The 26,177-nt window shown below is 62.3% G+C and carries 26 protein-coding genes; 19 read left to right on the top strand and 7 right to left on the bottom strand.

All coding sequences use genetic code 11. The features are described 5' to 3' along the window. Positions 1 to 6: 6 nt before the first annotated feature. Positions 7 to 546, bottom strand: coding sequence for a YfaZ family outer membrane protein (locus VFW72_RS00130; protein ID WP_329672226.1), 540 nt, complete (start codon positions 544 to 546; stop codon positions 7 to 9). Between the two features lie 220 nt (positions 547 to 766). On the opposite strand from VFW72_RS00130, the gene VFW72_RS00125 reads away from it, so the two are divergent. The 18 genes from VFW72_RS00125 (at position 767) to VFW72_RS00040 (ending at position 18,928) form a co-directional block, all read left to right on the top strand. Then, positions 767 to 1,204: a c-type cytochrome gene (locus VFW72_RS00125; protein WP_329672225.1), complete on the top strand. Its 438-nt coding sequence runs from the start codon at positions 767 to 769 to the stop codon at positions 1,202 to 1,204. Between the two features lie 10 nt (positions 1,205 to 1,214). Next, the gene (locus VFW72_RS00120; RefSeq protein WP_329672224.1) at positions 1,215 to 2,651 is read left to right on the top strand and encodes a cbb3-type cytochrome c oxidase subunit I; all 1,437 of its coding nucleotides are present in this window, start codon (positions 1,215 to 1,217) and stop codon (positions 2,649 to 2,651) included. A gap of 12 nt (positions 2,652 to 2,663) precedes the next feature. Then, a complete protein-coding gene (locus tag VFW72_RS00115) occupies positions 2,664 to 3,449 on the top strand; it encodes a CbbQ/NirQ/NorQ/GpvN family protein (RefSeq protein ID WP_329672223.1) in 786 nt (261 codons plus the stop codon). Then, positions 3,430 to 4,437 carry a 4Fe-4S binding protein gene (locus VFW72_RS00110; RefSeq protein ID WP_329672222.1) on the top strand — a complete coding sequence of 336 codons (1,008 nt, stop codon included), beginning with the start codon at positions 3,430 to 3,432 and terminating at the stop codon, positions 4,435 to 4,437. Before VFW72_RS00115 ends, VFW72_RS00110 begins: the two co-directional genes overlap by 20 nt. Continuing rightward, positions 4,437 to 6,323 carry a nitric oxide reductase activation protein NorD gene (locus VFW72_RS00105; protein WP_329672221.1) on the top strand — a complete coding sequence of 629 codons (1,887 nt, stop codon included), beginning with the start codon at positions 4,437 to 4,439 and terminating at the stop codon, positions 6,321 to 6,323. Before VFW72_RS00110 ends, VFW72_RS00105 begins: the two co-directional genes overlap by 1 nt. 172 nt (positions 6,324 to 6,495) lie before the next feature. Further along, a complete protein-coding gene (locus tag VFW72_RS00100; protein ID WP_329672220.1) occupies positions 6,496 to 7,215 on the top strand; it encodes a Crp/Fnr family transcriptional regulator in 720 nt (239 codons plus the stop codon). Between the two features lie 179 nt (positions 7,216 to 7,394). After that, complete coding sequence (locus VFW72_RS00095) at positions 7,395 to 9,119, top strand: cytochrome D1 domain-containing protein (RefSeq protein ID WP_414638753.1); 1,725 nt, start codon at positions 7,395 to 7,397, stop codon at positions 9,117 to 9,119. Between the two features lie 13 nt (positions 9,120 to 9,132). After that, positions 9,133 to 9,453: a c-type cytochrome gene (locus VFW72_RS00090; protein ID WP_329672219.1), complete on the top strand. Its 321-nt coding sequence runs from the start codon at positions 9,133 to 9,135 to the stop codon at positions 9,451 to 9,453. A gap of 2 nt (positions 9,454 to 9,455) precedes the next feature. Further along, on the top strand, positions 9,456 to 9,803 hold the full coding sequence (locus tag VFW72_RS00085) for a c-type cytochrome (RefSeq protein ID WP_414638752.1): 348 nt from the start codon (positions 9,456 to 9,458) through the stop codon (positions 9,801 to 9,803). A 142-nt stretch (positions 9,804 to 9,945) separates the two neighbouring features. After that, positions 9,946 to 11,088 (top strand): cytochrome D1 domain-containing protein, encoded by a 1,143-nt coding sequence (locus VFW72_RS00080; RefSeq protein WP_329672341.1) that lies wholly within the window; start codon positions 9,946 to 9,948, stop codon positions 11,086 to 11,088. A gap of 2 nt (positions 11,089 to 11,090) precedes the next feature. Then, positions 11,091 to 12,098 (top strand): Lrp/AsnC family transcriptional regulator, encoded by a 1,008-nt coding sequence (locus VFW72_RS00075; protein WP_329672218.1) that lies wholly within the window; start codon positions 11,091 to 11,093, stop codon positions 12,096 to 12,098. Next, on the top strand, positions 12,095 to 12,553 hold the full coding sequence (locus tag VFW72_RS00070; protein ID WP_329672217.1) for an Lrp/AsnC family transcriptional regulator: 459 nt from the start codon (positions 12,095 to 12,097) through the stop codon (positions 12,551 to 12,553). Before VFW72_RS00075 ends, VFW72_RS00070 begins: the two co-directional genes overlap by 4 nt. Further along, positions 12,550 to 13,104 (top strand): Lrp/AsnC family transcriptional regulator, encoded by a 555-nt coding sequence (locus VFW72_RS00065; protein ID WP_329672216.1) that lies wholly within the window; start codon positions 12,550 to 12,552, stop codon positions 13,102 to 13,104. The genes VFW72_RS00070 and VFW72_RS00065 overlap by 4 nt, the downstream gene beginning before the upstream one ends. A gap of 3 nt (positions 13,105 to 13,107) precedes the next feature. Beyond that, complete coding sequence (gene nirJ / locus VFW72_RS00060; protein WP_329672215.1) at positions 13,108 to 14,313, top strand: heme d1 biosynthesis radical SAM protein NirJ; 1,206 nt, start codon at positions 13,108 to 13,110, stop codon at positions 14,311 to 14,313. Positions 14,314 to 14,349: 36 nt separating this feature from the next. After that, the gene (locus VFW72_RS00055; RefSeq protein WP_329672340.1) at positions 14,350 to 15,981 is read left to right on the top strand and encodes a cytochrome D1 domain-containing protein; all 1,632 of its coding nucleotides are present in this window, start codon (positions 14,350 to 14,352) and stop codon (positions 15,979 to 15,981) included. A 108-nt stretch (positions 15,982 to 16,089) separates the two neighbouring features. Then, entirely contained in the window at positions 16,090 to 16,968 is an 879-nt protein-coding gene (locus tag VFW72_RS00050; RefSeq protein ID WP_329672214.1) for a lysophospholipase, read from the top strand. Next, positions 16,926 to 17,540 (top strand): helix-turn-helix domain-containing protein, encoded by a 615-nt coding sequence (locus VFW72_RS00045; protein WP_329672213.1) that lies wholly within the window; start codon positions 16,926 to 16,928, stop codon positions 17,538 to 17,540. The genes VFW72_RS00050 and VFW72_RS00045 overlap by 43 nt, the downstream gene beginning before the upstream one ends. 2 nt (positions 17,541 to 17,542) lie before the next feature. Next, positions 17,543 to 18,928, top strand: coding sequence for an L-serine ammonia-lyase (locus VFW72_RS00040; protein WP_329672212.1), 1,386 nt, complete (start codon positions 17,543 to 17,545; stop codon positions 18,926 to 18,928). A gap of 67 nt (positions 18,929 to 18,995) precedes the next feature. Here the strand turns inward: VFW72_RS00040 and VFW72_RS00035 are convergent, their stop codons facing one another. Genes VFW72_RS00035 through VFW72_RS00010 form a run of 6 tightly spaced genes read right to left on the bottom strand, consistent with a single transcriptional unit; the run spans position 18,996 to position 25,101 of the window. Beyond that, on the bottom strand, positions 18,996 to 19,592 hold the full coding sequence (locus VFW72_RS00035; RefSeq protein WP_329672211.1) for a sugar transferase: 597 nt from the start codon (positions 19,590 to 19,592) through the stop codon (positions 18,996 to 18,998). Positions 19,593 to 19,615: 23 nt separating this feature from the next. Further along, entirely contained in the window at positions 19,616 to 20,779 is a 1,164-nt protein-coding gene (locus VFW72_RS00030; RefSeq protein WP_329672210.1) for a DegT/DnrJ/EryC1/StrS family aminotransferase, read from the bottom strand. Between the two features lie 15 nt (positions 20,780 to 20,794). After that, positions 20,795 to 21,931, bottom strand: a complete 1,137-nt coding sequence (locus VFW72_RS00025; protein ID WP_329672209.1) for a glycosyltransferase family 2 protein — start codon at positions 21,929 to 21,931, stop codon at positions 20,795 to 20,797. Further along, the gene (locus VFW72_RS00020; RefSeq protein ID WP_329672208.1) at positions 21,924 to 23,036 is read right to left on the bottom strand and encodes a glycosyltransferase; all 1,113 of its coding nucleotides are present in this window, start codon (positions 23,034 to 23,036) and stop codon (positions 21,924 to 21,926) included. The genes VFW72_RS00025 and VFW72_RS00020 overlap by 8 nt, the downstream gene beginning before the upstream one ends. Beyond that, on the bottom strand, positions 23,033 to 23,692 hold the full coding sequence (locus tag VFW72_RS00015) for an acyltransferase (RefSeq protein ID WP_329672207.1): 660 nt from the start codon (positions 23,690 to 23,692) through the stop codon (positions 23,033 to 23,035). Before VFW72_RS00015 ends, VFW72_RS00020 begins: the two co-directional genes overlap by 4 nt. Positions 23,693 to 23,697: 5 nt before the next feature. Then, entirely contained in the window at positions 23,698 to 25,101 is a 1,404-nt protein-coding gene (locus tag VFW72_RS00010) for a teichoic acid transporter (protein WP_329672206.1), read from the bottom strand. Positions 25,102 to 25,396: 295 nt separating this feature from the next. Here VFW72_RS00010 and VFW72_RS00005 point away from each other — a divergent pair. After that, on the top strand, positions 25,397 to 26,177 hold a 781-nt coding region (locus VFW72_RS00005; protein WP_329672205.1), incomplete at its 3' end, for an amino acid--tRNA ligase-related protein.

The following is a 26,177-nucleotide window of genomic DNA, read 5'->3' as shown; positions in this document are numbered from 1 at the left end:
TGAAAATCAGAACGACAACTCCATGCCCAGCATCAGGCCGTCCTGCACCTTCAGGTCAGGGTGGCGCTCGTAGCTCACGTCCACATAGCGGTAAGCCAGGTAGACCTCGCCGCGATCCAGCACGCGATACCCCACGCGCAGGCCAATGTCCATGAACCCATCGGCATCGCCAAAGCTGGTCACAGCCGGGGCCACCCAGGCGTGACCGCCAAAACGCACGCGCGGGTCACCTGCCATGCCAATGCTGAAAGAGCCGCCCAGCGCCAAGGCCGAAGCGTCCTTCCAGTCATTCGAGATGAAAACCGCCTTGCCACCGAGAGAAACCGTGCTGGAGCCGCGTGATTGATCGATCTTCAAACCCAGACCGATCACATTGCCACGGTCAACATGGTGGAACCAGTCCGCGTCCACGCTGGCGCCATTGCCCATGCGCGCCGAGGTGTAGCGAGCCGCAAAAGCATCGTTGTTCAGAGAGAAATCGACTTGGTCAGCGCTTGCTGATGCCGACACAGCCAGACCCAGAACAGCCAGCCAGATGGAACGCATAGAAAACTCCGTTGCAAATAAGAGAGAAGTGCAGCGGCAGTATATCGACGACAAATCATTCAGTTGACTCACATCAAAGCGCACCCGGCGGCCCTTCGTTTCTTGATGTGCTTTAAGGATGCCCTAGCAGTTCACTCGGACACTCGGGCAGCCCATTTGGAAGCCGTGGTCGGTTGACCTCGGCGGTGGGCATTAGGGATTGAGTGTCCAGGAGGTTTCCATGAGCCAGGGTGCCGGAGGTGGGTTCACCAAACAGATGGCCCGCAATATGTTCTACGGGGGGTCGGCATTTTTCGCCTTCCTGTTTGCCGCCATCGTCTTTCACAGCGAGCAGCAAATCCCCAAGCGGTCGAACGCGCAAGCCATCACGCCCGCCGTTGTGGCGGGTAAAAAAATCTGGGAAACACGCAACTGTATTGGTTGCCACACCCTGCTGGGCGAAGGGGCTTACTTCGCACCTGAACTGGGCAACGTCTACAAGCGTCGCGGCCCCGAGTTCATCAAAGCCTGGATCAAGGCTCAGCCCACACACGCACCTGGCCGCCGCCAGATGCCCCAGTTCGATCTGAACGACAAGCAACTCGACGATCTGGTCGAGTTCCTGAAGTGGACCGGTGAGATCAACACCGAGAACTGGCCACCCAATATCGAAGGCTGAGGCGAAGATCATGAAGACTTTGAAATACCAATCGCAATCGGTCGCCAAGCTCTATTTCATTGGCGCCATCGCCCTGTTTGTAGGTCAGATCGTCTTTGGTCTGGCTCTGGGGCTGCAATACGTGATCGGGGACTTTGCATTCCCCTACATCCCCTTCAACCAGGCTCGCATGGTTCACACGAACCTGTTGATCGTGTGGCTGCTGATGGGCTTCATGGGCTCGGCCTATTACCTGGTCCCGGAAGAAGCGGAAACGGAGCTGCATAGCCCGAAGCTGGCCATCGCCCTGTTCTGGATCTTCCTGGTCGCAGGGGCCTTGACCATTGCTGGCTATCTGCTGGTGCCCTACGCCAAGCTGGCGGAGTTGACCGGCAACGAGCTGCTTGAAACCATGGGCCGCGAGTTCCTGGAACAACCGCTGCCAACGAAGCTCGGCATTGTGGTGGTGGCCTTGGGCTTCCTCTACAACATCACCATGACCCTGCTCAAGGGCCGCAAGACCAGCATCTCGCTGGTGCTGCTCATGGGCTTGTGGGGCTTGGCGCTGTTCTTCCTGTTCAGTTTCATCAACCCCCATAACCTGGTGCGCGACAAGCTGTACTGGTGGTTCGTGGTTCACCTTTGGGTGGAAGGCGTGTGGGAACTGATCCTGGGTGCTTTGCTGGCCTTCGTGCTGATCAAGACCACCGGGGTAGACCGTGAAGTGATCGACAAGTGGCTGTACGTGATCATCGCCTTCGCGCTGATGACCGGCATCCTGGGTACCGGCCACCACTTCTACTTCATCGGCTTGCCCGGTTACTGGCAGTGGATTGGCTCGATCTTCTCGGCCATGGAACCCATTCCCTTCTTCATGATGACGGTGTTTGCCTTCAACATGGTGCAGCGTCGCCGCCGTGAACACCCCAACCAGGCTGCGGTCTTGTGGGCGGTGGGCACTTCGGTGATGGGTTTCCTGGGCGCAGGTCTGTGGGGCTTCATCCACACCCTGAGCGCGGTGAACTACTACACCCACGGTACGCAAATCACGGCAGCCCACGGTCACCTGGCCTTCTACGGTGCCTATGTGCTGGTGGTGATCACCATGATCTCGTACGCCATGCCCACCTTGCGCGGCCGTCTGGCCAACAGCAAGGAAGCGCAAGCCGCTGAAATGTGGTCCTTCTGGATCATGACCATCGGCATGGGCGTGATGGTGCTGGCCCTGACCGGCGCAGGCATCTTGCAAGTCTGGCTGCAACGCTTGTCCAGCACCCCCATGGGCTTCATGGCCACGCAAGACCAGTTGAACTTCTTCTACTGGCTGCGTTTGTCGGGTGGCGTGGTGTTCCTGCTGGGTCTGCTGACCTATCTGGCCAGCTTCTTCATCGGCGGCGAGCCGGTGACAGAACTGAGCCAGGCTGGGGGTGGTGCTGGCCGCAAGACCGCGCCCGCACAACGTGCCTGATGCGAGATCATCATGTCTGACAGTGCCCCGTATTACCAGGCACAGGGCCAGGAGTGCGAGTTATTCGAGCGCGCCTGGTCCCATCAGCTGCCCCTGCTCATCAAGGGCCCCACGGGCTGCGGCAAGACACGATTCGTAGAACACATGGCCGCCCGCCTTGGGCGGCCTTTGTTCACGGTGTCGTGCCACGACGACCTCAGTGCTGCCGACCTGGTGGGCCGGCATTTGATCGGTCAAGGCGACACGGTCTGGGTCGATGGACCGCTGAGCCGTGCGGTTCGCGCAGGCGGCATCTGCTACCTCGACGAGGTGGTGGAAGCCCGCAAGGACACCACCGTGGTCTTGCACCCCCTGGCTGATGACCGCCGCATTCTGCCCATTGAGCGAACCGGTGAGGTGTTGCACGCACCCTCGTCGTTCATGCTGGTGGTGAGCTACAACCCCGGCTATCAGAACCTGCTCAAGAGCCTCAAGCCCAGCACACGCCAACGCTTTGTGGCCTTGACGTTTGATTACCCTGCGGCCGAGGTTGAACAGCAAGTGGTGGCTCGCGAAGCGCAGGTCGAGTCATCCACCGCGCAAAGCCTGGTCAAGCTAGCGCATTCGCTGCGCCGGCTGAGCCACCATGACCTGGAAGAAAGCGTGAGCACGCGCTTGCTGATCTACGCCGGCAAGCTGATTCGCGCCGGTTTCACACCGCGCCAGGCCTGCCGAGCCGCCATCGTCGATGCCCTGACCGACGACCATGAAACGGCCACCGCGCTTGATGAGGTAGTTCATGCCATCTGGCCTACCTAGACAGACCCGGCGCAGGCTGTGGCAGATCGGGTTCTTCACCCTGTTCCTGCTCGCCCCTGCGCTGGATCTTTTCCGCTTTGATTTGAACCAGACCCAGCTGTATGTGCTGGGCATGAAGTGGCATTTGGGCATCGACGCCCTGATGCAAGGCAAGGCCACTCCGGCCGAGACCGCGGCGCAGTTGTTCTTCAAGGGCTTGCTGCCCATCGTGCTGTTCGTGGTGGGGGGGCTGACGGTTGCCTGGAAATATGGCCGCCTGTATTGCGGCTGGCTGTGCCCCCACTTTTCCATTGTCGAAATGCTCAACGGCGTGCTACGCCGCGCCTGCGGCAAGTTCAGCCTGTGGGACAAACACCCCCTGCCCTCCACGCGCCCCAATGGCCAAGCCATCAAGCAATCGGCTTGGTGGTGGCCTGTCTACGGCTTCGGGTCGGTGCTGTTTGCAGGCTTGTGGGCCATCACCCTGCTGACGTATTTGCTGCCTCCGGCTGAAATCTGGCACAACCTGCTGCATGCCAGTCTCACCCCGAATCAGGCGCGCTTCCTGGGTGCGGGCACCCTGGTGTTCAGCCTGGAGTTCCTGTTCGCACGCCACCTGTTCTGCCGTTTTGGCTGTGCCGTTGGCCTGTTTCAAAGCTTGGCCTGGATGGCCAACCCCAAGGGCATGGTGGTGGCCTTTGAACGCGAGCGCGCACGCGATTGCCGCACCTGCCACATCCCCCATGGCAGCGCCTGCGATAACGCCTGCCCCATGCGACTGCACCCGCGCGACATCAAGCGCATGATGTTTTCTTGCGTGCAATGTGGTCGCTGCCTGGAGGCATGCGACGACTCGCAAGCGGTCCATCAGCAACCCGCCCTGCTTACCTGGAAGGTGGACGCGGCCGCGGTAGCCGAAACCATTCGTCAACGCCGTTCGGCCATGGCCACGCCCGCGGCCCCAAGCCCGTCCTCCCCTGCGGGCCAACCCGCTACACGGAGCCATTGATGGAAGAGCTGGTTGGCCGCCTCTGGCACCAATTCATCACCCGCGCGGCCAGCGCGGAGCATGAGCAGGCGCGGGTTCATCTCGCCGAGGTGAAGCGTCCCATCGAGTTGCTGTTTCGGGCGGCCGGTGGCGGCGCCACCGTACGTTTGAGGGAATCCACCGCGCAAGAGCGCGGCGGGGCACGCAACTGGCTGCAAAAGATGGCCGGCAGCGCCACGCACGAGCATCTGCCCATGCTCGATGCCGACAGCCTGGCCTTGCCTCCATCCATCGCCGTTTTCCCAGAGCGCACGCTCAACCGAGACCTTTACCTGTGGCTGGCCACGCTGGCCGCCTGCCATGTGGATACGGGCCGCTGGATTGACGACAACCTCTGGGCCACACAATGCGCCCTGCAAGCCTTCCCGGGCATGCAAGCTCGGTATCAAGCCTTGTTGGCGCACCTATTGAATCAGCGGCCCGCCACCGAGCAACTCAAAGGCCCCGCCGCACAGGCCGAGTCGCTGGTGCAAACGGCCTTGCACGGCACACGCTTGCTCGATACCCACCACGCTTTGGCGCCCCCGCTAGCCAGCCCCCCGCTTTGGCAAGGGCTTCAGCTCGCGCCGCGAGACGTCGCCCCCGTCTGGCTCTGGCTCAGCCCTTCGCCCCAAACGCAGGCGGCATCCGGTGTCACACGCACCCCCGCGGAGCCGACGGGTGAGCCTCGGGCCCAAGCCAGCCAGGAGGACCGCAAGCGCCGGCGCGCGCACCATACCGAAAACGCGACCGACCGAAGCGGCATGATGATGTTCTTCCGAGCCGAATCGATCATGTCGTGGAGCGAGTACGTCAAGGTCAACCGCCAGACCGATGACGACGACGATGGCAACGCCATGGCAGCCGCCGACGACATGAACAGCCTGGCCATTGCGCCCGATGGCGAAACCAGCGCCGCGCGTGTCAAGTTCGACCTCGACCTGCCCGGAGCGGCCCAGGACGATTTACCTCTGGGCCCTGGCGTGCGCCTACCGGAATGGCATTGGAAAGCCCAGAGCCTGGTGCCCGACCATTGCGCAGCCCAACTGCTGGAAGCGCGCACCCCTGCCCCCTATATCCCGCCCGAACATTTGCGCCGCACCGCCCGTCGCATTCGCAAGAAGCTGGAGATATTGCGCGCGCTGCCGCGGCACCTGCACGCCCAGACCCAGGGCGAGGAACTCGACCTCGACGCCTGGGTACAGTGGCAAACCGAGGCCCTGGCCAGCCCACGGCACGATGGTGAAGCCCCCGTCTATGCCCGCCGGCAGGCCGTCGAGCGCAGCCTGTCGTGCCTGTTGCTGGCCGACCTGTCCTTGTCCACCGATGCTTGGGCCAGCAACGACCAACGCATCATCGATGTGATCCGAGAATCACTGTATGTCTTTGGCGAAGCCCTCACCGCACTGGGAGACCCTTTCGCCATGCTGGGCTTCAGCTCGGTACGCCGCCACAACGTGCGCATGCACCTGCTCAAGCGCTTCAACGAACCTTGGAACGCGGCCATTCAGGCGCGAGTCGGGGCCATCCGGCCGGGCTATTACACCCGCATGGGAGCCGCCATTCGCTATGCCATCAAAGGCCTGGAAGACCGACCAGAAAGACAGCGTCTGCTGCTGTTGCTGACCGACGGCAAACCCAATGATCTGGACGTCTACGAAGGCCGACATGGCCTGGAAGACACCCGACAGGCTGTGCTGGAAGCCAAAGCTGCCGGTCTGGTGCCCTACTGCGTCACGATCGACCAGGAGGCGCACGACTATCTCCCCAATTTATTCGGGCAACGCGGCTTCGCTGTGGTGCACAACCCAGCCGACCTGGTGTCGCGACTCAGTACGGTTTACGCGCAACTGGCCACCCCAAAGTGACGAGGTCAGACCCGAAACCGAGGACTTCCCCCATCGTTCTGAAGAACTATGAAAGCCGAGTCAGATGGTCGGAATTGACATGCATCAAATGCACCAATTCGGGTATTTTCAGAATCGCATGCAGTCCCCCGTCACCTGACGCAGCAACACGCTGCGGTCCTGGAGTCCTGACATGAATCATCAATACTCGTTTGCCATCGCGCCCTATCTGCGCGAATTGCCCTTGTTTTCCGACATGCAACCTGCTGAACTCGAGCGAGTCGCGGAAGGCTGCATTGTTCGTCGAGCGTCTCGTGGCGAGATGCTGTTTCGGGTGGGTGACCCTTGTGACGAACTGCACGCGGTCATCAGCGGACAGGTCAAACTGTTTGCGCTGGCCCCCAATGGTCAGGAAAAGGTGATCGAGTTGATCAGCCCCGGGCAAACCTTTGCGGAAGCCCTGATGTTCACGGGCCGCCCCTACATCGTCAACGCCCAGGCCCTGACCGAAACGTCTCTGTTGACGGTCAAGCGCATCGCCATCATGCGCGAGATCGAAGCCGATCACCGCTTCGCCTTGCGCATGCTGGCCGGCATTTCCCGCAAGCTGCACGGCTTGATCCACGACGTCGAGTCCTACTCCTTGCGTTCCGGCACACAGCGTGTCATTGGCTACCTCCTGCACGGTGAAACGCCATCGCTGCCCTGCGCCTACGGTGAGTCCACCCAACAGCGCACTGTCACCCTGCCCGTCAGCAAGGCCACGCTGGCTTCACGCCTGTCACTGACGCCCGAATACTTTTCTCGTGTGTTGCATGAACTGATCGAGGCCGGCCTCATCGAGGTCGACAAGCGTCAGATCCGCATTCAAGACACCGAACGTTTGTCGCAGTACCAAATGATGGCTGCGTGAGGCGAAAGCCACACACGGTTTGACGTGGCTCATGTTGTCTCGATCCACCCGGGGCTCTTGATCTGCTTTAAGGAGCCTGCGGGTTTGCCCGCGCACGATGGATCGGCACAGAGGGAAAGCAGCAACCTCCCCACAACCCCTGCTCACGCAGGTTTGCGCTGCAATAAGGAGAACCAGGCATGAAGACAACCGTAGTACGACAGGCCACCACCCTCGCGCTGGCCGCATTCGCCGCCTTGGGAGGCTTGGCTCACGCCGCTGACAAGGGCGTGACCCAGCCTGAAATGAACTATCAGGCAGGCACCTCGCCCCTGGCCAACGAGCCCATGTACCAAAGCTCGAACCCCAAGGCCCCGGCAATGACTCAGGCCGAGTTCGACAAAGCCCGCAAGATCTACTTTGAACGCTGCGCGGGTTGCCACGGCGTGCTGCGTAAGGGTGCCACCGGCAAGCCCCTGACACCCGACATCACCCTGGCCAAGGGCACCGACTACCTCAAAGTCTTCATCGCTTACGGTTCGCCTGCCGGCATGCCCAACTGGATGACCTCGGGCGAAATGTCTGAAGCAGACGTCGACCTGATGGCCCGCTACATCCAGCAAGACCCTCCCACACCGCCCGAATTCGGCATGGCCGAAATGAAGAACACTTGGAAGGTCATCATCCCGCCGGAGAAGCGTCCGACGAAGAAGATGAACAACTACAACATCGCCAACATTTTCTCCACCACGCTGCGTGATACCGGCGAAGTGGCGCTGATCGATGGCGACACCAAGAAGATCATCAACATCGTCAAGACCGGCTATGCGGTGCACATCTCGCGCATGTCGGCATCGGGTCGCTATCTGTTCGTGATTGGCCGCGACGCCAAGATCAACATGATCGACTTGTGGATGGAAAAGCCTGACAACGTGGCTGAAATCCGCGTGGGCCTGGAAGCCCGTTCGGTGGACACCTCGAAGTACAAGGGCTATGAAGACAAGCTGGCGATTGCCGGCAGCTACTGGCCACCCCAGTACACCATCATGAAGGGTGACACGCTGGAGCCCCTGAAGATTGTGGGCACCCGTGGCATGACCGTCGACAAGCAGGAATACCACCCCGAGCCTCGCGTGGCTTCGATCGTGGCCTCGCACTTCAAGCCTGAGTTCGTGGTGAACGTGAAAGAAACCGGCAAGACTTTGCTGGTGGACTACTCTGACATCAACGCCCTCAAGACCACGGAAATCGGCACCGCGCGCTTCCTGCACGATGGCGGTCTGGATTCGACCAAGCGCTACTTCATGGTCGCTGCAAACCAATCGAACAAGATTGCCGCCGTGGACCTGAAGGAAGGCAAGCTGTCAGCCCTGATCGATGTCGGCAAGATCCCTCACCCAGGCCGTGGCGCGAACTTCGTTCACCCCAAGTACGGCCCTGTCTGGTCGACGGGTCACTTGGGTGACGACAGCATTGCGCTGATCGGTACCGATCCGAAGGGCCACAAGCAGTACGCCTGGAAGGTCGTCGAAAACATCAAGAGCCAAGGCGGCGGTTCGCTGTTCATCAAGAGCCATCCGAACTCTCAGCACTTGTATGTGGACAACCCTCTGAATCCTGATCCCAACGTGTCCCAATCGGTCGCGGTGTACGACATCAAGAACCTGGCCAAGGGGTTCACCGTGCTGCCCATCGCCAAGTGGGCGGGCATCACCGATGGCGGCGCCATGCGCGTGGTTCAGCCTGAGTACAACAAGGCGGGCGATGAGGTCTGGCTGGCTGTCTGGTCTGCAAAGGACAAGCAATCGGCCATCGTCGTGGTGGACGACAAGACCCTCAAGCTGAAGGCCGTGATCAAGGATCCCCGTCTGATCACCCCGACTGGTCACTTCAACGTGAACAACACCCAGCACGACGTTTACTAAGCAGGAGTCCTTCATGAAAAAACTGAGCATTGCCCTGTCTGCCATCGGTCTGGCCTTGGTGGCCACCAGCAGCCTGGCGGCCACCCCTGAAGAAGCCATGAACAAGGCCGGCTGCATGGCCTGCCATGCCAAGGACAAGAAGCTGGTGGGCCCCGCCTTCAAGGACATCGCGGCCAAGTACAAGGGTGACAAGTCCGCCCCAGCCAAGCTGACCGAAAAGGTTCGCAAGGGTGGCTCGGGCGTGTGGGGCCCCATCCCCATGCCCCCTCATGGTTCTGACAAGATCAACGACGACGACCTCAAGGGCGCTGTCGATTCGATCCTGAAGTCCTGATCTTGCAAAACAGCTTGATCAAGCTGTGCGCGCTGTCCAGCCTGGTGCTGGGCAGTGCCTGCAGCACGGCCCCACAGCCAAGCACGGCCGCCAGCTTGTCAGATCACTCCCGCCACCTGGTGCGCATGGTTCGACAAGATTGCGGTTCGTGTCACGGCATGCAGCTGACAGGCGGGCTGGGGCCGCCCCTCACCCCCACTGCACTGGCGAGCATGCCGCTCGACAGTTTGGTGGCCACGATTTACCACGGGCGTCCGGGCACCCCGATGCCAGGCTGGAAGACCATGATCTCCGAAGCCGATGCCCGCTGGATCGCCGAGCAACTGCGTGCCGGCTTTCCCAACGAATGACACCAGACCACCGGGAGCAAGCACCAACATGACCGCCCAGATTTCCTCACGAAATCCAAGTCGATCGCCTCTGCTGTCTCGCTGGCTGAATGCCCTGGGCCTGAGCGCCCTGATCTCCCTTTCTACCCTGTCTGGCTGCGCCATGCAGCCGAGCGCCTCCGAACCGGTGGGCACCGGTGACTTGGGCGTGATCATCGAACGCGCCACCGGCAAGGTCGCCATCATCAACAGCAGCCACATGACCATCCTGGGTGAAGTCGCCGGCTTGGGCGACCTGTCTCACGCATCGGTGGTCTTCTCGCGCGACGAACGCTACGCCTTCGTGTTCGGCCGTGATGGCGCACTGAGCAAGGTCAATATCCTGACCCGCAAGCTCGAAGCCCGGATCATGCAAGCCGGCAACAGCATTGGCGGAGCCATGTCACAAGACGGTCGTTATGTGGCCGCGCAGAACTACACCCCGGGCGGCGTCAAAGTGTTCGACGCCCGCACGCTGGAACTGGTGGCGGACATTCCGGCCGAGTACGCCCCAGGCAAGCTGTCGCGCGTGGTCGGACTGGTCGATGCCCCCAATGTGGGCCAGGGCCAGCGATTCGTGTTCTCGCTGTTCGATGCCGATGAGGTCTGGATCGCCGATGTACCCGGCGCGGGCCAGCCACCCCGCATTCAGAAAATCACCCAGGTGGGACACCAGCCCTACGACGCGCTGATTTCACCCGAAGGCCGCCACTACATTGCCGGCCTGTTTGGCGAAGACGGCCTGGCCTTGATCGACCTGTGGTCACCGCAACCCAAGGCCCGCAAGATCCTGTCTGGCTATGGTCGCGGACAAGAGCCCCTGCCTGTCTACAAGATGCCGCACCTGCGTGGCTGGGCCGTCGCGGGTCGCCACGCCTACCTGCCAGCCATTGGCCGCCACGAAGTGCTGGTGGTCGACACCGACACCTGGCAGGAAATCGCCCGCATCCCCGTTCTCGGCCAGCCCGTGTTCGTGATGGCCCGACCGGATGGCCGGCAGGTCTGGGTCAATTTTGCGGTACCTGACTACAGCCGGGTACAGGTCATCGACACCGCCAGCCGGCAAGTGATTCGCACACTCGAACCGGGCAAGGCCGTATTGCACATGGAATTCAGCCCCCGGGCTGATCAAGTCTGGATTTCCTCGCGCGACGCCAACCTCGTCAGCGTGATCGACCCCAGCAGCTTTGACACGCTGCAAACCCTGTCAATCGATGCACCCAGCGGCATCTTTCTGACCCACCGTGCTGGACGTATCGGGTTCTGACCATGAATGCATCCATCGGGCCGCTGGCCACCCTCGACATGGCGCTGCTCAACGACTGGCAACGTGACTTCCCGCTGTGCGCTCGCCCCTTTGAGGTCATCGCCTCGTCATTGGGCTGCGCAGCCACGGAGGTACAAGCGCGTTATGCCGAGTTGCAGCAGTCCGGTGCCCTGAGCCGCATTGGCGGCATTTTCGGAGTGGGTGCAGGCGGCTCAGCCATGCTGTGCGCCCTCGCCGTACCCCCCGAGCAACTCGACAGGGTGGCCGAACAAGTCAACGCCTTTGACTATGTGAACCACAACTACGCACGCCAGCACCACTGGAACCTGTGGTTCGTGGTGACCGCCCCCAGCCAGGCCGACCGTGACACCTGTGTGAGCCAGATCGAGACTCTCACCGGGTTGCGAGCCCTGCGTCTGCCCATGCGCCGCGCCTTCCGAATCGACCTGGGATTCGATCTGAAGACCGGGCACTGCCAGGCCGTCCAGCAACGCCGATGCCAACCGATCGAAAGCCGCGACCACGCCTTGGCGGCGGCCATCGAAGCGGGCTTGCCGCTGGTCGACCAACCGTATGCCCTGTGGGCGCAACAATCGGGGCGCAGTGAAACCGACGTGCTGCACACCATCGAAAGTTGGCTGGACTCCGGCGTGCTGCGCCGTTTCGGTGCCGTGGTGCGCCACCATGAATTGGGCGTGACCGCCAACGCCATGACCGTGTTCAATGTGCCTGACGAATCGCTCATTGAGCGCGGCCAGGCTCTGGCCAAGCAGCCTGGCATCACCCTGTGCTACGCCCGCCAGCGCGACGGAGGCTGGCCCTACAACCTGTATTGCATGGTGCACGGCCGCACCGAGGCCGAAACCCGTGCCCACATTGAGCACGCGCGGCAATACGCGGGCCTGCTACCTTACGACCATGCGGTGCTGTTCAGCACACAGCGCTACAAGCAAACCGGCGGACGCTACTTCCGCCCCAGCCAGACCTCAACCCTGGCGGTCGCGGCATGACACACTCCAGCCTGGACGACACCGATCGTCGCCTCATCAACCACCTGCATGGCGGCTTTCCACTGTGCAGTGCACCCTATGCCCAAGTCGCCAGTGACCTGGGCTTGAGCGAGCAAGAGGTTCTGGCCCGACTGGACCGCCTGCTGCACGAAGGCTGGCTGACCCGCTTTGGCCCCTTGTTTCAGATCGAAGCAGCAGGCGGTCAGTTTGTGCTGGCAGCACTGGCTGCGCCGGATGAGCGCTATGACGAAGTCACCCAGATCGTCAACGCCCAGACCGAAGTGGCCCACAACTACCGGCGCGAGCACGCCTTGAACATGTGGTTCGTGGTCGCCGCCGAAAGCCCGCAAGAAGCCCAGGCTGTGTGCGAGCGCATCGAGGTCCTGGCCGGCCTGACCGTCTGGGCCTTTCCCAAGGAGCGCGAGTTCTTCGTTGAACTGCGTCTGCCCGCATGAACACTGCCAAGCCCCCCTCTGCCGCCTCCACACGCTCTCACACGGAGGCCCCAGCCGGCCTGAGCGATCTGGAGCGCCACTTGATCGCCGCCACCCAGGCCGGTCTGCCCCTCACCCCACACCCTTACCAGCAGGTGGCTGCCGAACTCGGTTTGAGCGAAGCCGAGGTCATCCACACCTTGCAAGCCATGCTCGATCGCGGCCTGATTCGCCGCATTGGTGCGGTACCCAACCACTACCGTCTGGGCTACACCGCCAACGGCATGTCGGTCTGGGATGTGGACGACGCCCTGGTCGATGAACTGGGCGAACGCGTGGGGCAACTGCCCTTCGTGTCGCATTGCTACCGCCGCCCGCGTCGGTTGCCGGTCTGGCCGTACAACCTGTTTGCCATGGTGCATGGGCACACACGCGAGGAAGTCGAGCAGCAGGCACAACAAATCGCTGCGGTGTTGGGCAGCGCCTTGCGCCAACGCGACATCCTTTACAGCACCCAGATTCTCAAGAAGACCGGACTGCGCCTGCGCAAACCCGGCTCTGCACAGGAGTAAGCCATGTTCCGCATTTCCGAATTCATGAATGCCCTGGCCCAGGCCGAACGCACTGGTACCTACCCCCATCGCCCCCAGCGCACCCCCAAGGGGCCGGTGGTGATCTGGAACCTGATCCGCCGCTGCAACCTCACCTGCAAGCACTGCTATGCCTTGTCGGCTGACACCGACTATGCGGGCGAGCTGAGCACGGCCGAAGCCCTGAAGGTGATGGGCGAACTCAAGGAAGCCGGGGTGCCTGCACTGATCCTGTCGGGCGGCGAACCGCTGATGCGCAAAGACATCTTCGAGCTGGCCCAGCACGCCCGCGCGATGAAGTTCTACACCGGCTTGTCCACCAACGGCACCCTGATTGACGCCACCTGCGCCGATCGCATCGCCGCCACCGGCTTCAACTATGTCGGCATCAGCCTCGACGGCATTGGCGCCGTGCATGACAAATTCCGACGCCTGGAAGGGGCGTTCGACCGCTCGCTGCAAGCCATTCACCTGCTACGTGAGCGAGGAGTGAAGGTCGGCTTGCGCTACACCATGACCGCCATGAACGGCGACCAACTGACCCCCTTGCTGGAACTGATGGAACGCGAAGACATCAGCAAGTTCTACTTCTCGCACCTGAACTATGCTGGCCGCGGCAACCTCAATCGCGCCAAAGACGCCTACTTCGAAGCCACCCGCCAGGCCCTCGACTTGCTGTTCGACACCGCCTGGGTGGCAGCCCAGGCCGGCCGTGACCACGAGTTCGTGACCGGCAATAACGATGCCGATGGCATCTACCTGCTGCAATGGGTGCAACGCCATCTGCCCCGCTGGGCCGACGATGTGCAACGCGCGCTGGTGGCCTGGGGCGGCAACTCCTCGGGCGTGAACGTGGCCAACATCGACAACCTCGGCCTGGTCCACCCCGACACCATGTGGTGGCACCACACCCTGGGCGATGTGCGCCAACGCCCCTTTGGCGAGATCTGGGCCGACACCGCCGATGCCCTGATGGCCGGCCTCAAGCAACACCCGCGCCCCGTGCAAGGCCGCTGCGGCCAGTGCAAACACCTGGCCATCTGCAACGGCAACACCCGCGTGCGAGCCCATCAGGTCACCGGCAACTTCTGGGCCGAAGACCCGGGCTGCTACCTGACCGACGAGGAAATCGGGGTGGATGTGGCGGCCGAGCGCGTCAAGGTCACCCCCTTTGCCTACACCCCTCATTGATCCAGACCAGCGCGCACAAACCGGAGTGACATGATGATGTGGAGATGGATCACCCAGATTGCCTTGGCCATGGGCATGACCTGGATCGGATGGGACATGGCCCACGCGCAACCTGTAGCGCCAGCCGTGGCGACCTCGGCACCCGCCGCCGGAACCGCCCCGCACGAGTTGTTCGCCAAACATTGCGCCGCTTGCCATGGCGCCGAGCGACTGGGCGGCATGGGCCCGGCACTCATGCCGGAAAGCCTGGAACGCCTGAAGCAGAAAGACGCCATTGCCGTCATCACCCAAGGCCGCGCGGCGACCCAGATGCCTGCCTTTGGCGACAAGCTGCAGCCCGACGACATCAACGCGCTGGCCAAATGGATCTATTCGCCTCAAGAGCCCCGTCCTCAGTGGGCCAAGGCCGACATTGAGGCCTCTCGCATCGAAACCGCCGGCTGGGCCAAATGGCCAGGCAAGCCCGTCTGGAAAGCCGACCCGCTGAACCTGTTTGTCGTGGTCGAAGGCGGCGACCACCATGTGTCACTGATTGACGGGGATCGGCTCACGGTCATCCACCGCTTTGCCTCGCGCTTTGCACTACACGGCGGCCCGAAGTTCTCGCCAGACGGCCGGTACGTTTACTTTGGCTCGCGCGACGGCTGGATCACCAAGTACGACCTCTACAACCTCAAGGTGGTGGCCGAGGTCCGTGCCGGCATCAACATGCGCAACGTGGCCGTGTCGGCTGACGGCCGCTATGTGATGGCCGCGAACTACCTGCCGCACAGCGTGGTGCTGTTTGACAGCAACCTGCAATTGCTCAAGCTCTACCCGGCGCAAACGCTGGACGGCACCCAGTCGTCACGCGTGTCGGCTGTGTATGACGCCGCCCCGCGCCAGAGCTTTGTCGTGGCGCTGAAAGACATCCCCGAGCTATGGGAAATCTCCTACAACCCCAAGGCTGAACCCATTCACAACGGCTATGTGCATGACTACCGGATGGGCGAGTCCATTGCCGAGCCGGGTTATCTGGGCGTACGCCGCACCCCCTTGAGTGCCCCGCTGGACGACTTCTTCTTCGACCAGGGCTACCGCTACGCCATCGGCTCGGCCCGCCCTCGCCCCGGTGAAACCCAGGCCGACAGCCAGGTCATCAGCCTGGATGCCCGCCGAGCCGTGGCCCACATCGACCTGCCAGGCATGCCGCATCTGGGTTCGGGCATCACCTGGCCCTGGACACGTCCGGATGGCAGCAAAACCACCGTGCTGGCTTCGCCCAACCTGAAGGATGGCGTCATCAGCGTGATCGACATGCAGACTTGGAAAACCATCACCCAGATCCCCACCCTGGGCCCCGGCTTTTTCATGCGCAGCCACGAGGCCAGCCGCTACGCCTGGGTCGACGCCATGATGAGCCCCGCGAAAAACAAGCTCATGCTGATCGACAAGGCCACCTTGCAACCAGCCCGCACCATCGAAGGCGAACCAGGCAAAACGCTGGCCCACATCGAATTCACGCGCGACGGCAAATACGCGCTGGCCAGCCTGTGGGAAATGGACGGCGCCTTGATCGTGTACGACGCCAACACCCTGGCCGAGGTCAAGCGACTGCCCATGAGCAAGCCCGTCGGCAAGTACAACGTCTACAACAAGATCACCCGATCAGAGGGCACGTCGCACTGAGATCGCTGGGGATACTCGGGAATCCCATGTCCCGAGTTACCCCCACATTCATGCACAGGCGCACACCAATGATCGTGACTACGCTCGGCTCACGGCATACTGCGAACCATGGTCCGAGCCGAGATTCCACCTCACCTGGCCGCCCGCGACGGGCTGCAGCTGAGAACCTACCACTACCCGATTGACCGCCCTCAGGGCTTGGTCGTGCTGCTGCATGGCCTGTGCGAACATGCCGGCCGCTACGCCGACGTCGCTCAAAAGCTCAATGAAACCGGGTGGGCTGTCCTGACCTACGACCACCGAGGGCATGGCCATTCGGGTGGAGACCGTGGGGCGCTGACACAAGACGACGACTTCATGCACGACCTCGCTGCTGTGCTTGACGCCGCGCAGCGCACCTACCCCGAGTTGCCACGCATTCTCGTGGGCGCCAGCATGGGCGGACTGATCGCTGCGCGCATGGCCTCGGCCTGGGTGCCCCCCACCGATCCCGCCGCCTGGGCTCGCCCGATTGACGGTGTCGTTCTCTGCGCCCCTGCGCTGGAACCCAGCATGAGCATGACCCAGAAGGCGCTGCTGTCGGCTTTTGGGCGCCTGATTCCGGATCTGTCCGTACCGGTTGGGCTCAAGGCCGACTGGTGCAGCTCCGACCCCAAAGTGGTCGCCGCCATCGAGTCCGACCCTCTCATCCACCAGCGCATCACCCCACGGTTGACTCAGTTCATCCTCGACAACGGCCAGGCCGTGATGACGCGTGCATCCGGATGGACACACCCAACCCTGTTGCTGTACTCTGAGGCCGACCGCCTGGTTCAGTCACGCGCGTGCGACCGTTTTGTTGAATTGGCCCCCGATGCGCACGTTCATGCATGCCGGTATCAGGATCTGGCCCACGATCTGTTCCATGAACCCGACCAGCATCTGGTCTATCACGACCTGTTTTCATGGCTGAAGACACACTTTCCCAGCCGCGCCCTCGCCGCATGAGTCGCCGGGCTGATGCGCCCGCGGCGGCAGGCGAAGACACGCGAACCCTGCTCTTGCGCGCGGCCGCAACCGAGTTCATCGAGCACGGCTTTGCCGGCACGGACACCAACCGCATTGCGCGTCGTGCAGGCTTTGCCCCGCAAACCTTCTACCGTTGGTACAAGGACAAGATCGACATCTTCGTGCAGGTCTACCAGGTCTGGGAAGATGCCGAGACCGCCATCCTGGGTGAGTTGATGGCACGCCAAGCCACCAGCCTGCAAATTGCCGAAGCCCTGGCCGAAGGGCAGCGCTCGTTCCTGATCTTCCGTCGCCACCTGCGCCAACTGGCCTATGACCACCCGGAAATCAAACAGGCTCGCGCCGACAGCCGCAAGCGTCACATTGCCGCCTTGCGCGAGTGGCAGCCACGCCTGACCGCCGACGACGCCACCGTAGCCGCCATCTTGCTCCAACTCGAACGCCTGTGCGATGCGATTGCGGAAGGCGAGCTAGCCGACATGGGCCTGAGTGAGCATGGCGCACTGTGCGAGGCGGCCAAACTGATCGACCGTTTGCGCACGGAGAGCTGATCATGGCCGTGTCCGTCTTTGACTTGTTCAAAATCGGCATTGGCCCCTCCAGCTCTCACACGGTCGGCCCCATGCGGGCGGCCAAACTCTTCGCGCTCCGCCTCGAGTCCCAGGGGATCCTGCCCCTGGTACGACAACTGCGCTGCGAGTTGTATGGTTCGCTCGGCGCCACCGGGCGTGGGCACGGTACCGACAAGGCCGTGATCCTGGGGTTGATGGGGCACGCCCCAGACACCGTCCCCATTGACTCGATTCCCTCGTGGATGGCCTGTGTGCGCGAGCACCGTGTCCTTCCCCTGCTGGGGCAGACCCACTTGCCGTTTGACCCGGCCACCGATCTGCGCTTTCTGCCCCTGAAATCGTTGCCGTTCCATCCCAATGGCTTGCGCTTTTTTGCGCTGGACGGGCACGGCCAGGAGCTCAGTTCTCGCAGCTACTTTTCCGTCGGCGGCGGGTTTGTGGTCAGCGAAGAAGTGGCCGAAGATGGCAGCCGCCACCCCGTGGTCGCGCCCGACGCCACCGTCTTGCCCTACCCCTTCCATAGCGCCGCCGAACTACTGGCCTTGACCCGTCTACACCACTGCAGCGTGGCCGACATCATGCGGCGCAACGAATTGCACTGGCGCAGTGAAGCCGAAACCCAGGCCGGCTTACGCCAACTCTGGCACACCATGCAGGCTTGCGTGGATCGCGGTTGCCATACCCAGGGTGAGTTGCCTGGCGGCTTTCATGTGCAGCGTCGCGCCCCGGCCTTGTTCCAGAAATTGCAAAGCCCCAACGCACCGGCCGACCCCCTGCACGTGATGGACTGGGTCAATCTGTTCGCCCTGGCGGTGAATGAGGAAAACGCGGCCGGTGGTCGCGTCGTCACCGCCCCAACCAATGGCGCTGCCGGCATCATTCCCGCGGTGCTGCACTACTACCACCGCTTCGTGCCCGGCGCCAACGAGCGTGGCATCGAAGACTTCTTCCTCACCGCCGCAGCCATTGGCCTGCTCTACAAGGAAAACGCATCCATCTCGGGCGCCGAGGTGGGCTGCCAGGGTGAAGTGGGTGTGGCCTGCTCCATGGCCGCAGCCGGGCTGTGCGCGGTCATGGGCGGCAGCCCGGAACAGATCGAAAACGCGGCCGAGATCGGCATGGAACACCACCTGGGCATGACCTGCGACCCGGTGGGCGGCCTGGTTCAGATTCCCTGCATCGAACGCAATGCCATCGCCGCGGTCAAGGCAATCAACGCCGCGCGACTGGCCCTGCATGGCGATGGCTCACACCGCGTCAGCCTCGACAAAGTCATCGAGACCATGCGACAAACTGGCGCCGACATGAAAGACCAATACAAGGAAACCGCCCGAGGCGGCCTGGCGGTGAACATCGTCGAGTGCTGACCGGTGACCGGATTCCTCCGGATAAACCGGCGACACCGGCTTGCGCCCCCCTCCTCTGGGTCGGATTTCACCCTCTCAGGATGGCACCAATCGTGCGAAAGATCAGCTTGATGTCCAGCCAGACCGAGGCCTGATCGACATAGCTCGCCGCAAGGGCCAGTTTGTGGGGCATCACCTCTTCTATGTAGGCTCGCTCAGGGTCGGCAGCTCGCGCCAACACCGCACTTTCATCACGGTATTCAATCGAGGCAATGTCGGTGATGCCTGGGCGTACCGACAAGACCTTGTCCCTCATGTCAGCAGGATAGTGCGCCACATACCGGGGCACCTCGGGGCGGGGGCCGACCAAACTCATCGAGCCCACCCACACGTCGATCAACTGCGGCAACTCGTCGAGCTTGGTGCGGCGCAGAAACGCGCCCACACGGGTGATGCGCTTGTCTGCCCCGACAGTGATCTGCAAGCCCTTACCGCTTGGGTCATGCCGCATGGTCCGGAACTTGTGAATGTGAAACGGCCGGCCAAAGCGACCCACCCTTTCCTGACGGAAAAACACAGGCCCCGGTGAATCGAGCTTGATGGCCAAGGCCATCAGCAGCAACAGAGGCGCCAGCACCAGCAACCCCAAGGTCGACATCACCCAATCGAACAGCCGCTTGCCCATGACTTCTTTCAACCCCAGCCGGCTCAGGCCAAAGCCTTGCGCACCGAGGCAATGACACGCTCCACGTCGGCATCGGTCATCCGGGTGTACAGCGGCAAAGTCACCATGCGCTCGTAGGCCTTCTGGCTGTGCGGGAACTGCTCAGGCTTGAGGTCGTAGCGGTCTTTCCAGTAGGGGTGCAGGTGCAGCGGAATGTAGTGCACGCTCACGCCAATGCCGTCTGCAAACAGGCTGTCGATCAGCTGATCACGGTTGATCTGCGCCTCATCCTTCAAGCGCACCACATACAGATGCCAGGAATGCAGATCACCCGCATGCTGCGGGCGGGGGGGCAAGATCAGGGGCAAGTCAGCCAAGGCCTCGTCGTAGCGCGCGGCGATCTGCTCGCGACGCACCTGAAAGCCTTGCAAGCGCTTGAGCTGATGCAAGCCCAGCGCCGCAGCAATGTCGGTGAGGTTGTACTTGAAGCCAGGCGCCACGATCTCGTAATACCAACTCGGCACCTTGGCGGTGAAGCGGTCAAACGCATCGCGGTTGATGCCGTGCAAGCGCATGACCTTGGCGCGCGCAGCCAGGTCCGCATCACGGGTCACCAGCATCCCGCCTTCGCCGGTGGTCATGGTCTTGTTGGCGTAGAAGCTGAACACCACGGCATCACTGCGCAGCGTGCCAATGGTTTGCCCCTTCCAGGTCGTGGGCAGGGCATGGGCCGCGTCTTCCACCACCTTCAAGCCATGCTTGGCGGCGATGGCGGCAATGGCGTCCATGTCCACCGACAAGCCCGCGTAGTGCACGGGCATGATGGCCTTGGTGCGCGGCGTGATGGCGGCTTCGATGGCGGCGGGGTCGATGTTGAGCGTGGCCGGATCGATGTCAACCAGCTTCACGTCCGCGCCCAGATAGCGCACCACCTCCGCGGTGGCGGTGAAGGTGTGGGTGGTCGTGATGACCTCGTCGCCTGGCCCAATGCCCAGGGCTTCCAGTGCCAGATGCAACCCCGCCGTGGCCGAGTTCACCGCGATGGCTTGCAGGCTGTCGTCGCCCAGAAAGGACACGAACTCCTGCTCGAAACGCCGTGCCTTGGGGCCGGTGGTGACCCAACCGGAACGCAAGGTGTCCACGACCTCAGCGATCTCTTCCTCGCCGATTTCCGGCAGCGCGAAGGGCAAAAAATTGTTTTGACTCATGTTCTTGGAATCGTGTCAGGTACGGTTACGGGCATCGCCACGCGTCAGTCGGCCAAAAGTGGGATTGGGGCGCCCGCGCCCCCAGACATCGAGCCAGCCTCGGATCGAGCCCAGGCCATAACCAAAGTGATAGGCCGCGATCACATCTGGCAACTGCCCCAGCAAGCGCCCGCCCAACTCACGCGAAATCGACAGGCTGACCAGCAAAACCGCCAGGCCATAGGTCAGGCACAAGGCCATCAAACCCAAGGAGCACACCAAGGTGCCCCAGGCTGACACCCATTTCAAGGTGGACGCCGACGACGCGATCAGGGTCAGGCCACCGAAGCCCAGCATCAGCACCAACAGCCCGATCAAGGAGGCCACGAACAGCCCTGGCACCAGATGCCGCAAGGCGGCCGCCTGGCCGTGTTTTTTCATGACGAAAGGCTTCCAGTAGCCGTACTGGCGGTACTGGCGGAACACATCGCCCACACTCGCGCGGGGTTGGTAGGTTGAACGAATCAAAGCCGATTGCCAGATGCGCCCGCCGCCCTTGTGAATACGCAGATTGTGTTCGTCGTCCTGATTGCGAACCAGGTTTTCATCGAAGCCACCAAAGCGTTCGAAGGTCTGACGCGGCCAGGCTCCGAGGTACACCGTATCGGCCTCGCCTTCGTAGTTCAAGTCGCGCGACAAGGCACCGCCTGACACCCACTTCGACTGAAACGCCGCCGCAATGGCTTGCTGCACCTTCTGCCCCGGTTTGCCCATGGCGCGCCAGGGGCCGCCCACGTTGTCTGCGCCCGTTCGCTGCCAAGCCTTGAGACACTGCTCAATGTAGTCATGCGCGTACACGGTGTGCACATCCAGGCGCACGATGAAACTGCCACGCGCCCGCTCAATGCAGCGGTTCAGCCCGGTCGACACGATGCGCCCTGGGTTGTCGATCAGAGCAAAGCGCGGGTCTTGCTGCACCCAATGCGACAGACGCTCGCGTGTGCCATCGTCACTGCGGCCATCGGCAATGAGCACTTCCAGATCCCATCCTTCGGGAATGCGTTGCTCCAGCACGCTGGCGCAAAACACGTCGATGTGGTCACGTTCGTTGCGGCATGGCACGATGACCGATATGGTCTGAGCCTGAATGCCATGAGTCTTGAGTTCAAGCACGGGCTTTTTCTCGCACTTTCACGTTGCGCGGCAACAGCAACTTCTGATAGAGGCGCCACATGGCATCCATCTGGCCTCGACGCGAGGCCTCGCGCTCGATGCGCTGATGGTTGAAGGCGCCCATTTCACGGGCTTGTGCTGGCGCGTCACAGACGGTCAGCAAGGCTTGGGTGACCGCACTCACATCACGAACCGGCACGATGAACCCGCCACGCTGGTCGAGCCATTGGCGGTTGGCAGGCAAGTCAGAGGCAATGATGGGCAAACCGCAGGCCATCGACTCGAGCACCGACACGGAAGTCGCATCGCTGGTCGGGATCGATACCGACACCCGACTGCGCTGGATGGCGTTGACCATCGCCACATCGCCAACCCGGCCATGGAACTCGACGCGATCGGCCACCCCCAATTGCGCGGCTTGCGCCTGCAACGCCTCTTTCAAGACACCGCCCCCCAACAGATGCAGGCGCGCCTGGGACTGCGGGCGCTGCCTGGCAAAGGCGGCAAATGCCTCCACGATGACATCGATGTTGTAGTTCGGCTCCCAAGTGCGCAGACTGACCACATCAAAGCCCGGCGAGGGTTCGGCCGGCACGAACTTGTCGGTATCAGCCCCCCACAAAATCTGATGACATGGGGCACTGGGGTGGTACCGTGCGATGGCATCGAGCATGTCCATCGAATCGGCCGTGATCAGATCGGCATGGTGCAACGACCAGTTCACAATCAAGCGCATCAGACGGCTTTCACGCGGCGTGACCAGAATGTCAGAGCCCCAGGCCGTCAGCACTTTAGGCACGTTCAAGCCACACGCAGCGGCCCACAGGCCATACGACGTCACATAGTGACCATGCACGAGCGTCGGCTCAAACCGCTGCGCCACCTCACGCGCCACTGCACGCACCTTGGGCAAGGCTTTGAACCAGCCCAGCTTGTCCTTGCCCGGCTCGATGGCAATGACTTCCTCGGCTCCGGGTACCTCGCCCGGCTCGCGGGTGATGACCACCGCGCGTCCGCCACGCTCGGCCACGGCCGCGACCCAGCGGCGCGTGTGCACGCTGGACGCATCAGCAAAGAAGAGAATTCGCACCGCTTGACTGCTCATGGCTGAATCGCGTCCTCGTCTCTGGCAGAAGCGGTGCCATTCAAGGCGCGCTTGAGGTTGTCTTTACCGGCCCACTGGGCGTAGATGGCATGCAACTCCGGATGCCGTTGCAACAAAGCGCGGTCCAGCTCACGGGTATCGCCCATGATCTCGGCCCGCTTGCCTGGCACTTTGGTGCCCACGATCGCGAAATCAGGCACATCACCCGACACGAAACTGTAGCCCTGCACGATCACACCTTTACCGATCTGAGCGCCCGGCGCAATCACGCTATGCGGCCCCACGAAGCTGTAAGCCCCGATGCGAGTGGCCCGACGCACATACCCGTGCGGCTTGGCTTCGTGTACGTAGCGGCGCCCCATCGCACGCACCGAGCGATGGCTGGAATGGGTCAGGATGGACGCGTAATTGGTGATCTGGCAGCCTTCTTCAATCACCAGGCCGTTGGACCCATCAATGCGATTGAAGTGGCCGATGAACACATGATCACCCAGTGTCAGCCCCTCCCGCCCCTCGAAGCAGGTGTGGGTACTCACGCGGGTGTGGGGGCAATACGCCCCGCCGGTGTTCTGCCAGCCGTAAACAATGCGCGGCCCGGTGAACACCGACAACAGCCGCACCACGGGGTGCTTGAGTCGTTGGAGGAGGATGGACATGGTCACTATTGTCTCTGATCGCGCGTCAATGACGGTGTCCACAAGGCCCGCAGAGGCAAACCGGCATGCCGCAGGAAAACGGCGTACGCGCCCGAAATGGCAAGGAAGTACCCGCTGCTGGACGCCAGCGCCGCCCCAGTAGGCCCCCAGCGCGGCACCAACGCCAGCCCGACCAGCAGGCTGGTCAGCATCGACAGGCCTGCAATGGCCCCCGACAAATGGGGCTTGCCAAGGTGGTTGGTGTAGAACGCCGACAAGCTCGATGCTGCCGCATAAGCCGCCACACCGGGTAGCAGTGCCGCCAGCGGCCACAGCGATGCCTCGTACGCAGCCCCCATCACCCAAGGCAGAGCCCACCAGGCCCCGCCTAGCAAAATAGGGGCGGCCAACAGCGTGGCCAGGACATTGATGCGAACCGCCTGCACAGTCATGGCCGAGGCCACGCGCAAATCTGGATGACCGATGCGCGCATAAGCCGACACGGTGACCGATGAGGACAACAGCCACAGCAACTCAGCCACGGTCACCGCCACCGAATACGTTCCTGCCGCCGCCAGCCCGTGGAAGCGCTCGACCAGGAACAAGGAGACTCGGTAGTTGAGCAGGCTGATCACATTGGTGACGCCGATGGTGAGCACAAAAGGCCAGGCTGACCACCAGACAGGCGTGGCGGGTGTCGACAGGGGCTCCGCATCCTGAGCCTCGGCCTCTCGAGCCGCAGGCTGAGGCAAGGCTGCATCATGCCGGGCGGCATCGTGAAGACCAAACAGGGCGGTCAGCACGGCCACCAGCGATTTGCCACTGACCCAGGCTGTCAGCACCAGCAGCACCACGGGGGTCTGCCGTGTCTGCCCTTGGGTCAGCCACCACACCACGGACAACCCCATCAAGACACTGGCCGGCGCCGCGACCTGCGCGACATTGATGGGCCACATCCGCCCCTGCCCCAGCCATAAGCCGGTCGCGGTCGGTACCAACAACAGAAACGGTGCGGCCAACGCCAACAACCAAAGCAAAGAATAGGGCAGGCGAGTAGACCACCACGACACCCCCACCAGGACCAAAGAGGCCACCAGACCCAAGCCCACCGCGGCGCGCAGCACGCCGGTCAACATGGGCCGCACGGCCCCATATTGCCCCCCTTGACGCAGGGACAACTGCCGAGCCAGCCACAAGCCGAAACCGGAAAACAGCGTCAGCAAACCCGATTCAACGGCCACAAACAGCGCGAACGCCCCCTGCACGGAGGGCCCCTGCCGCGCGACCAGCACGGTGATGACCAAACCCAAACCCACCATGCACAGCTTGGCCAGCAGGTTGCCCAGCGCAGCCCGTGGTACGGCACGCCATAGCTGGCGCCAACGCGGCTCGACAAGCGGTTGAGACGTGCGAGATTCTTCCAAAGACATGGTGGGATTGTCGCCCAGGCCCACGTGTGGCTGAAAAGGGACGAAATAGCGACATTCTTTTTACATTTCGACAAATGTCTGCTTTTCTTATAGGAAGATCCTGCTCATGATTGACGCATCGCATTAAGCCCCTGACATTGGCCTTAAAGCGCACTGATTACGACAGGTTTTGGTTTCAACTCCAGTAGAAACCCTCACATTGGTGAGATCTTGGCCGATCCCGGCAGCGGGGTCGGCTTTTTTTTCCCCCTCTCGTACAATCTAGGGTTTGGCCGATTTCACTCTAGACGCCGTCATGACCACGCCTCAAAAGCCCTCTGCGACAGACCACGCCCAAGCCACCCCTGCGGAAGCCCTGGTGGACACCAACAAACTGATCGAAGAGCGCCGCGAGAAACTCAACGGCATCCGTGCTCGTGGCGTGGCCTTCCCCAACGATTTCAAGCCGGCTGACCGCGCTGCAGCCCTGCATGCGCAACACGACGGCACCGAAGCCGAAGCCCTGGAAGCACAAGCCGTCAAGGTCAGCGTCGGTGGCCGCCTGATGCTCAAGCGCGTCATGGGCAAGGCCTGCTTCGGCACCCTGCAAGATGCCACAGGCCGCATCCAGGTCTATGTGACCCTGGACAACGTGGGCGCCGACACCCTGGCCGACTTCAAGCACTGGGACCTGGGCGACATCCTGGGCGCCGAAGGCACCCTGTTCAAGACCAAGACCGGCGAGCTGTCGATCAAGGTCAACATGATCCGCCTGCTGACCAAGGCCCTGCGCCCCCTGCCCGACAAGTTCCACGGCATGACCGACCAGGAACAGAAGTACCGCCAGCGCTATGTCGACCTGATGATGGACGAGGAAGCCAAGAAGCGCTTCATCGCCCGCAGCAAGGGCGTGGCCTCGATCCGCAACTTCATGGTCGAGCACGGCTTCCTGGAAGTGGAAACGCCGATGCTGCACCCGATTCCCGGCGGTGCCAACGCCAAGCCTTTCGTCACCCACCACAACGCGCTGGACCAGGAGATGTTCCTGCGCATCGCGCCCGAGCTGTACCTCAAGCGCCTGGTGGTGGGCGGCTTCG

Origin of the sequence: Aquabacterium sp., from assembly GCF_036273115.1 — a bacterium.
GTDB lineage: Bacteria > Pseudomonadota > Gammaproteobacteria > Burkholderiales > Burkholderiaceae_C > Aquabacterium.
This window is presented reverse-complemented; position numbering and strand designations above follow the sequence as displayed.

Coding starts and splice junctions, on each gene's coding strand:
- VFW72_RS00010 (WP_329672206.1), bottom strand. CDS start 25,101: ATGTCTTTGGAAGAATCTCGCACGTCTCAACCGCTTGTCGAGCCGCGT.
- VFW72_RS00015 (WP_329672207.1), bottom strand. CDS start 23,692: ATGTCCATCCTCCTCCAACGACTCAAGCACCCCGTGGTGCGGCTGTTG.
- VFW72_RS00050 (WP_329672214.1), top strand. CDS start 16,090: ATGGTCCGAGCCGAGATTCCACCTCACCTGGCCGCCCGCGACGGGCTG.
- VFW72_RS00055 (WP_329672340.1), top strand. CDS start 14,350: ATGTGGAGATGGATCACCCAGATTGCCTTGGCCATGGGCATGACCTGG.
- VFW72_RS00035 (WP_329672211.1), bottom strand. CDS start 19,592: ATGGGCAAGCGGCTGTTCGATTGGGTGATGTCGACCTTGGGGTTGCTG.
- VFW72_RS00070 (WP_329672217.1), top strand. CDS start 12,095: ATGACACACTCCAGCCTGGACGACACCGATCGTCGCCTCATCAACCAC.
- VFW72_RS00090 (WP_329672219.1), top strand. CDS start 9,133: ATGAAAAAACTGAGCATTGCCCTGTCTGCCATCGGTCTGGCCTTGGTG.
- VFW72_RS00030 (WP_329672210.1), bottom strand. CDS start 20,779: ATGAGTCAAAACAATTTTTTGCCCTTCGCGCTGCCGGAAATCGGCGAG.
- nirJ (WP_329672215.1), top strand. CDS start 13,108: ATGTTCCGCATTTCCGAATTCATGAATGCCCTGGCCCAGGCCGAACGC.
- VFW72_RS00125 (WP_329672225.1), top strand. CDS start 767: ATGAGCCAGGGTGCCGGAGGTGGGTTCACCAAACAGATGGCCCGCAAT.
- VFW72_RS00040 (WP_329672212.1), top strand. CDS start 17,543: ATGGCCGTGTCCGTCTTTGACTTGTTCAAAATCGGCATTGGCCCCTCC.
- VFW72_RS00115 (WP_329672223.1), top strand. CDS start 2,664: ATGTCTGACAGTGCCCCGTATTACCAGGCACAGGGCCAGGAGTGCGAG.
- VFW72_RS00110 (WP_329672222.1), top strand. CDS start 3,430: ATGCCATCTGGCCTACCTAGACAGACCCGGCGCAGGCTGTGGCAGATC.
- VFW72_RS00130 (WP_329672226.1), bottom strand. CDS start 546: ATGCGTTCCATCTGGCTGGCTGTTCTGGGTCTGGCTGTGTCGGCATCA.
- VFW72_RS00080 (WP_329672341.1), top strand. CDS start 9,946: ATGCAGCCGAGCGCCTCCGAACCGGTGGGCACCGGTGACTTGGGCGTG.
- VFW72_RS00020 (WP_329672208.1), bottom strand. CDS start 23,036: ATGAGCAGTCAAGCGGTGCGAATTCTCTTCTTTGCTGATGCGTCCAGC.
- VFW72_RS00105 (WP_329672221.1), top strand. CDS start 4,437: ATGGAAGAGCTGGTTGGCCGCCTCTGGCACCAATTCATCACCCGCGCG.
- VFW72_RS00075 (WP_329672218.1), top strand. CDS start 11,091: ATGAATGCATCCATCGGGCCGCTGGCCACCCTCGACATGGCGCTGCTC.
- VFW72_RS00095 (WP_414638753.1), top strand. CDS start 7,395: ATGAAGACAACCGTAGTACGACAGGCCACCACCCTCGCGCTGGCCGCA.
- VFW72_RS00045 (WP_329672213.1), top strand. CDS start 16,926: ATGGCTGAAGACACACTTTCCCAGCCGCGCCCTCGCCGCATGAGTCGC.
- VFW72_RS00100 (WP_329672220.1), top strand. CDS start 6,496: ATGAATCATCAATACTCGTTTGCCATCGCGCCCTATCTGCGCGAATTG.
- VFW72_RS00065 (WP_329672216.1), top strand. CDS start 12,550: ATGAACACTGCCAAGCCCCCCTCTGCCGCCTCCACACGCTCTCACACG.
- VFW72_RS00120 (WP_329672224.1), top strand. CDS start 1,215: ATGAAGACTTTGAAATACCAATCGCAATCGGTCGCCAAGCTCTATTTC.